Source organism: Curtobacterium sp. MCPF17_001 (assembly GCF_003234615.1).
Lineage (GTDB): Bacteria > Actinomycetota > Actinomycetes > Actinomycetales > Microbacteriaceae > Curtobacterium.
On sequence record NZ_QKSL01000009.1, the window covers coordinates 144,533 to 155,389 of the forward strand.

The 10,857-nt window shown below is 70.6% G+C and carries 9 protein-coding genes and 1 rRNA gene; all 10 read right to left on the minus strand.

Translation table 11 applies throughout. The annotated features are described in order from the left end of the window. Nucleotides 1–14: 14 nt before the first annotated feature. Nucleotides 15–1,007 carry a site-specific tyrosine recombinase XerD gene (locus tag DEJ24_RS10455; protein ID WP_111078570.1) on the minus strand — a complete coding sequence of 331 codons (993 nt, stop codon included), beginning with the start codon at nt 1,005–1,007 and terminating at the stop codon, nt 15–17. A 39-nt stretch (nt 1,008–1,046) separates the two neighbouring features. Continuing rightward, a complete protein-coding gene (locus DEJ24_RS10460; RefSeq protein WP_111078571.1) occupies nt 1,047–1,616 on the minus strand; it encodes an NUDIX hydrolase in 570 nt (189 codons plus the stop codon). A gap of 123 nt (nt 1,617–1,739) precedes the next feature. Continuing rightward, nucleotides 1,740–3,452: a CTP synthase gene (locus tag DEJ24_RS10465; RefSeq protein WP_111078572.1), complete on the minus strand. Its 1,713-nt coding sequence runs from the start codon at nt 3,450–3,452 to the stop codon at nt 1,740–1,742. 134 nt (nt 3,453–3,586) lie between these two features. Further along, nucleotides 3,587–5,278, minus strand: a complete 1,692-nt coding sequence (gene recN, locus DEJ24_RS10470; protein ID WP_111078573.1) for a DNA repair protein RecN — start codon at nt 5,276–5,278, stop codon at nt 3,587–3,589. Between the two features lie 165 nt (nt 5,279–5,443). After that, nucleotides 5,444–6,367, minus strand: a complete 924-nt coding sequence (locus tag DEJ24_RS10475) for an NAD kinase (RefSeq protein WP_110904138.1) — start codon at nt 6,365–6,367, stop codon at nt 5,444–5,446. Next, complete coding sequence (locus DEJ24_RS10480) at nt 6,364–7,158, minus strand: TlyA family RNA methyltransferase (RefSeq protein WP_181432797.1); 795 nt, start codon at nt 7,156–7,158, stop codon at nt 6,364–6,366. Before DEJ24_RS10480 ends, DEJ24_RS10475 begins: the two co-directional genes overlap by 4 nt. A gap of 323 nt (nt 7,159–7,481) precedes the next feature. After that, a complete protein-coding gene (locus DEJ24_RS10490; protein WP_258374788.1) occupies nt 7,482–8,456 on the minus strand; it encodes an HAD-IIA family hydrolase in 975 nt (324 codons plus the stop codon). 31 nt (nt 8,457–8,487) lie between these two features. Further along, a complete protein-coding gene (locus tag DEJ24_RS10495) occupies nt 8,488–9,234 on the minus strand; it encodes a hypothetical protein (RefSeq protein ID WP_258374789.1) in 747 nt (248 codons plus the stop codon). Then, a complete protein-coding gene (locus DEJ24_RS17250) occupies nt 9,231–10,382 on the minus strand; it encodes a hypothetical protein (RefSeq protein ID WP_258374790.1) in 1,152 nt (383 codons plus the stop codon). Before DEJ24_RS17250 ends, DEJ24_RS10495 begins: the two co-directional genes overlap by 4 nt. Nucleotides 10,383–10,750: 368 nt before the next feature. Continuing rightward, nucleotides 10,751–10,857: ribosomal RNA gene (rrf, locus tag DEJ24_RS10500) — 5S ribosomal RNA — on the minus strand; the annotation flags it as partial.

Here is a 10,857-nt window from a genome sequence, read left to right on the forward strand (position 1 = left end):
CAGCGCCGCGATCCCTACCGCCGCGCCCGCGGGTGCGCCGTCTGGTACACGTCGCGCAGCATGTCCGCCGTCACCAGCGTGTAGATCTGCGTGGTCGCGACGCTCGCATGGCCGAGCAGCTCCTGCACCACCCGGACGTCGGCGCCGCCCTCGAGCAGGTGCGTGGCGAACGAGTGCCGGAAGGTGTGCGGTGAGACGTGCGCCGTCAGCTCGGCCCGCTCCGCAGCCGCCTGGATGACGAGCCAGGCGCTCTGCCGCGACAGTCGAGCGCCCCGCGCACCGAGGAACAGCGCGGGGGTCCCGGCCCCCCGGGCGGCGAACACCGGCCGCGCCCGCACCAGGTACGCGTCGACCGCCGCCCGGGCGTAGCTGCCGAGCGGCACGATGCGCTGCTTGTTCCCCTTGCCGGTGACCCGCACCACGGAGACGTCGGTGTCCTCGTCCGGGACCCCGTCCACGTCGGCGAGCGTGGTCACGTCGTCGACCGAGAGGCCCACCGCCTCCGAGATGCGGGCACCGGTCGCGTACAGCAGCTCGAGGAGCGCCCGATCGCGGAGCTGGACGGGGTCGTCGCCGACGACCGACCCGATCAGCCGCTCCATGTCGTGCACCGAGATCGCCTTCGGCAGGCGCATCGGGGCCTTCGGCGGGCGGACCGAAGCGCCCGGATCGAGTGGCAACCACCCCTCGCCGGCGGCGAACGCCGAGAACGAGCGCACCGAGCTGAGCATCCGCGCGACCGAGCGGGGCGCCAGCGGCCCCTCCGGTCGCGTGGTCAGGTACTGGACGAACCCGGCGAGGTCCGCGCGCGCCAGGCGTCCGACGTCCTCGAGGACCCCTGCCCCGCCGGCGCGGTCAGCCCCGGTGGACTCCACCACGGGCTGCGTGCCGACCCACGCACCGAACGTCACGAGATCGCGCCGGTACGCCGAGAGGGTGTGCTGCGACAGGCCCCGCTCGATGGCGATGTGCCGCAGGTAGTCCTGCACGGCACGCTCGAACGGCATCACCCGACGAGGCTACTGCGGCGCGGGACGGGCGACGGGCTAGCGGCGCTCGGCCGCCTCCACCGCGAGCGTCGCCACGATGAGTGCCGAGTTGTGCAGGCGCCCCTCGAGGATCCCGGCCACGAGTTCGGCACGCGGCACCCACCGGATCTCGATGTCGGCCTCCTCGGCCTCCCGCTCGAACGCGGACGAGGTCGCCCGCACGCCGGTCGCCCGGAACACCTCGATGAACTCGTTGCTCCCACCAGAGGACGTGTTGTACCGCACCAGGTGCTGCCAGTCGTCGGCCTCGACGTCGGCCTCCTCGGCCAGCTCGCGTTTCGCGGCGGTCAGGTGGTCCTCACCCTCGTGGTCCAGCAGTCCGGCCGGCAGCTCCCAGTCGCGCAGCTGCACCGGGTGCCGGTACTGCTGGATGACCAGGACGCGGCCGTCCTCGTCCTCCGCGAACACCGCGACCGCACCGGTGTGGTCGATGTACTCGCGGACCATGTCCTTGCCGTTGTAGTCGACGGTGTCGCGGGTGACGTCCCAGACGGCGCCCTCGAACACCCGCTCGGAGGCGGTCACGTCGAAGGAGGCGGATTCGTCGGCGATCGATGCGTCAGTCACCTCGCCATCCTGCCCCACCGTGGTCGACGCGCGTCCAGACCGGCAGGAGACGGACGGGAGGCTCCCCACCAGCTGGTGGGGAGCCTCCCGTCACACACGTGGTCGCGACCGCGACCTGCCGGATCAGGCGACCGCTTCGGTCTCCGGGTCGAACAGCCGCGTCGACTCGTTGCGCTCGATCGCCGCACCGACGAGGCCCGCGAAGAGCGGGTGCGCGCGGTTCGGACGCGACCGGAGCTCCGGGTGCGCCTGCGTGCCGATGTAGAACGGGTGCTCCGCACGGTCCAGCTCGACGTACTCCACCAGGGTGCCGTCGGGCGAGGTGCCGGAGAACACCATGCCGGCGTCCGCGATCTGCTCGCGGTAGTGGTTGTTGACCTCGTAGCGGTGACGGTGACGCTCGGACGCCTCGTGCGCGCCGTACAGCTCGGAGGCCAGGGAGCCCTCGAGGAACTTCGCCGGGTACATGCCGAGGCGCATCGTGCCACCCATGTCGCCGCCGGCGATGATGTCCACCTGCTCCGCCATCGTCGCGATGACCGGGGTGGAGGTCTCCGGGTCGAACTCGGTGCTCGACGCGTCGAGCAGGCCGGCCTCGTGGCGGGCGTACTCGATGACCATGCACTGCAGACCGAGGCACAGGCCGAGCGTCGGGATGTTCTGCTCACGCGCGAACTTCAGCGCACCGAGCTTGCCCTCGATGCCACGGATCCCGAACCCACCGGGGATGCAGATGCCGTCGACGTCCCCGAGGTTCTTCGCAGCGCCCTCCGGAGTCAGGCACTCGTCCGAGGCGACCCACTTCAGCGTCACCTTGGCGGTGTGGGCGAAGCCTCCGGCACGCAGCGCCTCGGTCACCGACAGGTACGCGTCGGGCAGGTCGATGTACTTGCCGACCAGGGCGATCGTGACGGCCTTCTTCGGCTCGTGCACCGCGGTCAGCACACCGTTCCAACGCGACCAGTCGACGTCGTGCGCCTCGAGGCGGAGGGCCTCGATGATGACCTGGTCGAGACCCTGGTCGTGCAGCATCGTCGGGATGTCGTAGATGGACGGGACGTCGACCGCGTTCACCACGGCGTCCTCGTCCACGTCGCACATCAGCGCGATCTTGCGCTTGTTCGCGTCCGAGACGGGGCGGTCCGAGCGGAGCACGAGGGCGTCCGGCTGGATGCCGATCGAGCGGAGCTGCGCGACCGAGTGCTGCGTCGGCTTCGTCTTCTGCTCACCCGAGGCCGCCATGAACGGCACCAGCGAGACGTGCACGAAGAACACGTTGTTCCGACCGAGCTCGTGCCGCACCTGCCGTGCCGCCTCGATGAAGGGCTGCGACTCGATGTCGCCGACCGTGCCACCGACCTCGGTGATGATGACGTCGGGCTGCGGGTCGTTCTCGGACTGCTCACGCATCCGACGCTTGATCTCGTCGGTGATGTGCGGGATGACCTGGACGGTGTCGCCGAGGTACTCGCCGCGACGCTCCTTGGCGATGACGGTCGAGTAGACCTGCCCGGTCGTGACGTTCGCCGACTGCGCCAGGTCGATGTCGAGGAAGCGCTCGTAGTGCCCGATGTCCAGGTCAGTCTCGGCGCCGTCGTCGGTCACGAAGACCTCGCCGTGCTGGAACGGGTTCATCGTGCCCGGGTCCACGTTGAGGTACGGGTCGAGCTTCTGCATGACGACCTTGAGGCCGCGTGCCGTGAGCAGGTTGCCGAGGCTGGCCGCCGTCAGGCCCTTGCCGAGAGACGAGACGACCCCGCCGGTCACGAAGATCTGCTTCGTCACCTTCGGGGTCGCGTTCGAAGAATTGGTTCCGCCGCTGAGAGTGTCCGCCACGGGGTTCCATCGTACGTCAGAAGTGCCGGGAGGCGCGACCCGCGTTCGCCGGGCGCGTTGCGTCTCGCACGTCCTCGCCGGGCGGAGCGTGCTCGCCGAGGCGGGGCGTGCCTCCCGGCTGTCGTGCCGGAGGGTCAGGCGGAGCGGCCGGCGACCTCGAGGAGTTCGCGTGCGTGCTCCATGCCGCTGGCACTGTCGCCGAGGCCGGAGAGCAGCCGTGCCATCTCCTGCAGGCGGTCGTCGCCCTCGAGGCGGCGGACGCTCGACGACGTCACGGCACCGCTGGCGTCCTTGACCACGTTGAGGTGGTTGTTCGCGAACGCCGCCACCTGCGCCAGGTGCGTGACCACGATGACCTGCGTCCGTTCGGCGAGCGCCGCCAGGCGCCGACCGATCTCGATCGCCGCGGCACCACCGACGCCCGCGTCGACCTCGTCGAACACGAAGGTCGGGACGGTGGTGCTGCCGGCCATCACGACCTCGATCGCGAGCATCACGCGTGAGAGCTCCCCGCCGGACGCACCCTTGCCGATCGGCCGCGGGTCGGTGCCCGAGTGCGGTTGCAGCAGGATCGCGACCTGGTCGCGCCCGTGTCGCCGGAACTCGCCCGCGTCGGTGACCTCGACCACCAGGGTCGCACCGGCCATCGCGAGGCTCTTCAGCTCCGCGGTGACCCGCTTCGCCAGGTCCGTCGCCGCCTTCGTCCGTACCTTCGTGAGCGCAGCGCCGGCCGCCTCGAGCGCTGCCCGGTCGGCCTCGACCGCCTGCTGCAGCTGCACGATGCGGTCGTCGTCGCCGTCGAGCTCGAGGAGCCGGTCGGAGGCACGCTGCCCGGCGGCGATGACGTCCTCGACACTCTCGCCGTACTTCCGGATCAGCCCGACGAGCAGTGCGCGTCGTTCGTTGATGAGCTCGAGGTCGTGGCCGGCCTCGGGCTCGAGCGAGCCGATGTAGCTCGACAGCGACGCGGAGGCCTCGCTCGCCTGGATCCCCAGCTCGGTGAGCTGCTCGAGCACGGGCTGCAGTGCCGGGTCGACGCCCGCGACGCGCTCGATCGCGCGTCGGGCGGACTCGACGAGACCGATGACGTCCGGACCGTCGAGCGACTCACTCGACACCGCCTCGTGCGCCAGGCCTGCGGACAGACGGAGGTCCTCGAGGTTCCCCAACCGCTCGGCACGTTCGGCGAGCTCGGTGTCCTCGCCCGGCTGCGGGTCCGCCGCCTCGATCTCGGCCGAGGCCTCACGGAGGCGCGCGGCCTCGGCGAGCCGCTCGTCGCGGTCGCGAGTCAGCGTCTCGAGGTCACCGGTGTGCTGCTGCCACGCGTCGTACACGGCGACGTACTTCGCCAGGGCCTTCTCGACCGCAGCGCCGCCGAAGCCGTCGAGGGCCGCCCGCTGCGCCGCCGCGGAAGTCAGCCGGATCTGGTCGGACTGTCCGTGCACGGTGACGAGCTGGTCGGCCAGTTCGCCGAGCACCGCGACCGGAGCGCTGCGGCCGCCCACGGTCGCGCGACTGCGGCCCTCGGCGGAGACCGTGCGGGTCAGGATGAGTTCGCCGTCCTCCACGGTCCCACCGGCGTCCTCGACCCGCTCGGCGACGGCCGCGTGGTCGGGCAGGTCCCAACGTCCTTCGACGACGGCGTTCGGCGCGCCGCGGCGGACCGAGCCGGCGTCCGCACGGGCACCGAGGAGCAGGCCGAGCGCGGTGACGATCATCGTCTTCCCGGCGCCGGTCTCCCCCGTGACGACGGTGAAGCCGGGGCCGAGCTCGAGGGTGGCGTCGCCGATCACGCCGAGGTCGGAGATGCGGATTTCCTCGATCACTGGATGTGCTCCTGCTGCTGGTTCACGTCGTGGTGCCGGTGCTCGTGCTGGTGCCGGTGGTCGTGTTCGTGCCGGTGGTCGTGCTCGTGGGGGTCGGTCGTGTTCGTTGGGATCGGTCGTGCTCGTGGACCGTGCGGGACCGGGCGGTGCGACGGGACGGCCGCGTCACACGTCCTCGTCGTCACGCTGCGGCCCGCGCCACCCGGCGACCGGAAGACGGAACTTCGCCACCAGACGATCGGCGAACGCGGCGTCCTTGATCCGGGCGACACGCACCGGCTCCGGGGACCGGCGCACCTCGACCCGAGCGCCGGGAGGCAGATCGTGCGTCCGCCGCCCGTCGCACCACAGCACACCCACACCGCTCGTCCGGCGCAGCACCTCGACCGCGAGGACCCGATCCGGTCCGACCACGATCGGACGGGAGAACAGGGCGTGTGCGCTCAGCGGCACCATCAGGATCGCGTCGACGTCGGGCCACACCACGGGGCCGCCGCCGGAGAAGGAGTACGCGGTCGAACCGGTCGGGGTCGAGAACACCACACCGTCGCACCCGAAGGAGGACAGCGGCCGGCCGTCGACCTCGGTGACGACCTCGAGCATGCGCTCACGGGAGGCCTTCTCGACCGTCGCTTCGTTGAGCGCCCAGCTGGAGTAGACGATCTCGTTGCCGACGACGACGTCGACCTGCAGGGCCACGCGCTCCTCGACCTTGTACTCGCCGGTCAGGGCGCGCTCGACCGTCTCGGCCAGGCCGTCGCGCTCGCTCTCGGCGAGGAAGCCGACGTGACCGAGGTTGACGCCGACGATCGGGGCCTTGGTGCCCCGCGCCAGTTCGGCGGCGCGGAGGATCGTCCCGTCACCGCCGAGGACGATGACGATCTCGATCTCGTCGGGACGGACGTCGACGCCCAGGATGTCGACCTGACCGACCGACGCTTCGGCCCGACGGATGTCGGCGTACTCGTCGAAGGGCATCACCGGGGTCACGCCGGCATCGTGCAGGATGTCGCACACCTCGACCGCGGCGTCGATCGAGTCACGCCGTCCGGTGTGCGAGACCAGCAGGATGTGTCGTTCGTCGCTCATGGAGCTCCCTCCGCCAGTTCCGTCGCCCGGAGGATCCATTCTGTCGGGTTCTCCCCGGCACCTCGCTGGAGACGCGCGAGGTACTCGTGGTTGCCGTGGGTACCGACGATCGGCGACGGCGCCAACCCCGCCGTTCCGAGGCCCAGGTCCCACGCAGCCCAGAGGACGTTCATGAGCGCGTCCTGGCGCAACGACGCATCCCGGACGATCCCTTCACGGATGCCGGTCCGGCCGACCTCGAACTGCGGCTTCACCAGGAGGACGAACTCGTCGGCCGGGACCGCCTCGACCAGGGCGGGCAACACCATGCGGAGGCTGATGAACGACAGGTCCCCCACCACCAGGCTGGTGCGCTCCGCAGCGGGGTCGAGGGCCAGGTAGTCGGCGCTCGTGAGGTTCCGGGCGTTGACCCCTTCGACCACGACGACCCGGTCGTCCAGGGCGATCGCCGGCGCCAGCTGACCGTGACCCACGTCCAGTGCGATCACGCGCGCGGCTCCCCGCGCCAGCAGCACCTGTGTGAACCCGCCGGTCGAGGCACCCACGTCCAGCACGGTCCGGCCATCCGGATCGACGCCGAACGCATCGAGCGCGCCGACGAGCTTCAGCGCGGCGCGGGAGACCCACTCGTCCTCGGCGTCCACCACGATGTCCGCGGAGGCGGTGACCGGGGTCGAGGCCTTCACGACCGAGACCCCGTCGATCGTCACACGACCGGCTTGGATGAGGGCGGCCGCTGCGGTCCGGGAGCGCGCCAGACCCCGCGCCGGGATCGCGGCGTCGAGGCGCATCGTGCCGACCGGCGTCGTCACCGGGTCCACGGCGGCGTCGTGGTCAGACACGAGCATCCCCGCCCTGTTCGAGTCGGGTCCGGAGTTCGTCGTGCAGCGCTGCGAACGCGTCCGCGCGGTCAGCCAGTGGAAGACGCTCCACCTCTGCAGCTCGGAACCCGACGCTCTCGGCTTCCTCGGTCGCCGCTCCGCTGCGAGACCCACCGGGGATCGGTCGCGATGGCCCGGGGACGACCCGAGACACCACTGGCACTCCGCCCGGCGAGGCCGGGAGAGCAGGGCCCGTCGCGTCGTCCGTCCGGGCTGGTTCCACGCCCGACACGCTACTCGCCGCCGTACAGCGCCGGGTCCACGTCGAGGCCGTAGATCGCCAGGCCGGAGTCCCAGATCACGGTCGCACCGGCGCGCAACAGGTCCATCTCGTCCGGTCCCACCTGTTCGGAGCGGACGACGTGCCCGCGCATCGAGACGGTCGACTCCCCCACGGTGACCCGACGTGTGCCGTCCGGGTCCTCACTGCGGATGGTCACCGGGTACGGCTCGTGCAGTCCGCGGAGGTCCTTGAGCACGTACGTCGGCCGTGAGCGCTGATCCGCGGCCAGGACCTGCTTGGGCTGGTCGATGCCGGTGAGCACGAGCACGCTCGGGATGCCGGCGTCGTTCGCGCCCTTGATGTCCGTGTCGAGACGGTCACCGATGAACAGCGGACGTTCGCCGCCGAACCGTGCCAGGGCGGCGTCGAAGATCGGTCGCTCGGGCTTCCCCGCCACGACGGGCATGCGACTGACGGCCTGGTGCACGGCCGCGACGAGGGTGCCGTTGCCGGGCGCGATGCCGCGCTCGACCGGGATCGACCAGTCCATGTTGGTCGCGACCCACGGCACGGAGGCATCCGCCAGCGCGAAGGACGCCTCGGCCAGCTGCTGCCACCCGAGGTCCGGCGAGAACCCCTGGATCACCGCTGCGGGGCTGTCGTCCGCACTGTCGGTGACCACGAAGCCCGCCTGCTCGACGATCGTCGTGAGTCCCAGCCCACCGATCACCAGCACGGTCGAACCTGCCGGCACCAGCGTGGCGAGCAACCGCGCCCCCGCCTGCGAGGACGTCACGACGTCGTCAGCGGTGACCTGGAGTCCGTACCGCTCGAGGTGCTCGGCGACGTCCACCGGACGACGCGAGGCGTTGTTGGTGATGTAGCCGACGCGCGCCGACGTCGCGGCCCGGGTGAGGGCCTCCACGGCGTGCGGGATCGCGTTCCGACCCCGGTAGACGACACCGTCGAGGTCCGTCAGGACCACGTCGATGCCGTCGACCGGAGTCCGCGGTGACTCAGCCGGCTGCGGAGCCGTCGATGTCGCGGGGGTTGTCCTCGTCGATCTCTCCGGGCTGGTCGGCGGCGTCGTCGGAGTCGTCGTCGAGGTCGTCGTCCCCGAGGGTGCTGACGTACCCGTTGCCCGGCTCGGCGTCGCCGAGTTCGGCGTCGTCGAGCTCGACGGACTCGTCGTCTCCGGACTCGTCGTCCCCGGATCCGTCGTCCCCGGATTCGTCGAACTCGTCGACTTCGATCGCTTCCTCGACCACATCCACTGTCTCCCAAGCATCGTCTTCAGCGGCTTCCGCGAGGGCTTCGGCCGCGCGGTCGACCCGGGCCCACCACTCGTCGGCCTCGTCCTGGCGACCGAGCTCCTCGAGCGTGGCCGCGTAAGCACTGTAGAGCGCCGGCGACCAGCTGTAGGCGGTCGAGGGGTCGAGCTGTGGAATCTCCAGCTCACCCAGCGCGGCTGTGGGGTTCCCGAGGTCCAGCCGAGCGCCGGACATCGCGATCGCGAGTTCGACCTGCACCGGCGTCTCGAGTGCGGCGCGGTCGACGGAGCGCCCGAGCTCGAGTGCACGCTCGGGGCGGCCGAGGCCACGCTCGCAGTCCACCATCATCGGGAGCTGGTCGTTCCGACCCGAGATGCGTCGGTACGTGCGGAGCTCACGGAGGGCCGTGGCGAAGTCACCCAGGCGGTACGCCGTGATCGCCGCGGTCTCTCGGACGACGGCCACCCGGCCGGCACGCCGGGCTGCGCTCAACGCGTGCTGGTTCGCTTCTTCCGGGTCCGAGTCGACGAGCAGCGCCGCGGTGACGAGGTGTCGCGCGACCCAGTCGGCGTTGTCCTTGCTGAGGGTCTTGAGCTCAGCACGCGCGGCGGGGTGGAGGTCACGCGCATCCACTTCCTCCGGGATCTCCGGGTCGTCGTGGCGCGGGCGGATCGATCGGGTGCCGTAGGGGTCGCGGTCTTCCCAGTCGTCACGGGCTGCCTCGCCGAAGCGCGCTCCGGCCGATCGGTTGCCGTCGCCGAAGCGCTTGCGTTCGGCGCCCCCATCGCGGGCCGGACGGTCGTCGTTGCCCCGGAACGGTCGGTCGTTGCCGCCACTGCGGAACGGGCGGTCTCCGTCCCGGCGCGGACGGTCGTCGCTCCCGCGGAACGGGCGGTCGTTGCCGCCGCTCCGTACGGGACGGTCTCCGTCACGACGAGGACGGTCATCGTTCCCACGGAACGGACGATCACCATCACGACGCGGACGGTCATCGTTCCCACGGAACGGACGGTCGTTGCCGCCACTGCGGAACGGGCGGTCTCCGTCCCGGCGCGGACGGTCGTCGTTCCCACGGAACGGGCGGTCGTTGCCACCGCTGCGCACCGGACGATCACCGTCACGACGGGGACGGTCATCGTTCCCACGGAAGGGACGATCACCATCACGACGGGGACGGTCGTCGTTCCCACGGAACAAACGATCGTTGCCGCCACTTCGGAACGGGCGGTCTCCGTCCCGACGCGGACGCTCGTCGTTCCCACGGAACGGACGGTCATTGCCACCGTTGCGAACCGGACGATCTCCGTCACGACGGGGACGGTCATCGTTCCCACGGAACGGGCGGTCTCCATCACGACGCGGACGGTCGTCATTCCCGCGGAACGGACGATCTTTGCCACCGCTGCGCACCGGACGGTCTCCGTCACGACGCGGACGGTCATCGTTCCCACGGAACGGACGATCACCATCACGACGCGGACGGTCATCGCTCCCACGGAACGGACGATCACCATCACGACGAGGGCGATCGGATGCGGGCCGGTCCGAGCGCCACGAAGGACGATCGTTCCGAGCGCCACCATCGCGGAAGTCACGGCCGGCCGGACGGCGGTCGGAGCTCTCATCGCGAGGACGATCACCGCGCGGAGCACCACGTTCCGCGCGATCGCCTTCACGACGCTCGAAATCGCGAGGGCCAGACGACCAACGACCGCTGTCGCCTGCACGTCGCGGTCGATCCGGACGGTCTCCGTCTCGGCCGTCTCGTCGCTGTTCGTCGTCGTTCGCCACCGTTGCTCCTCGTCGCGTGCCGATGACTCGTGTCTCGGCGATCGTCCGCTGTGTCGTTGTGTAGATGAAGCACCCCGGGCCGCGTGCTCCACCCAGTCCATCATGGACGGGAAGCAGAGTCGACCTCGAGCGCCCCTGATGCAACAGAAAATGGCCACCGGCCCTCACGAGAGCTGTTGCTCTCGATGGAGGGCCGATGGCCACATCATGAAAAGAAGTCCGGCGGCGTCCTACTCTCCCACAAGGTCCCCCTTGCAGTACCATCGGCGCTGAGAGGCTTAGCTTCCGGGTTCGGAATGTGACCGGGCGTTTCCCTCTCGCTAT

Bases quoted from the DNA above. Each gene is read 5' to 3' on its own strand.
- DEJ24_RS10455 (WP_111078570.1), bottom strand. From the start codon at position 1,007: ATGCCGTTCGAGCGTGCCGTGCAGGACTACCTGCGGCACATCGCCATC.
- DEJ24_RS10475 (WP_110904138.1), bottom strand. From the start codon at position 6,367: ATGAGCGACGAACGACACATCCTGCTGGTCTCGCACACCGGACGGCGT.
- DEJ24_RS10480 (WP_181432797.1), bottom strand. From the start codon at position 7,158: ATGCGCCTCGACGCCGCGATCCCGGCGCGGGGTCTGGCGCGCTCCCGG.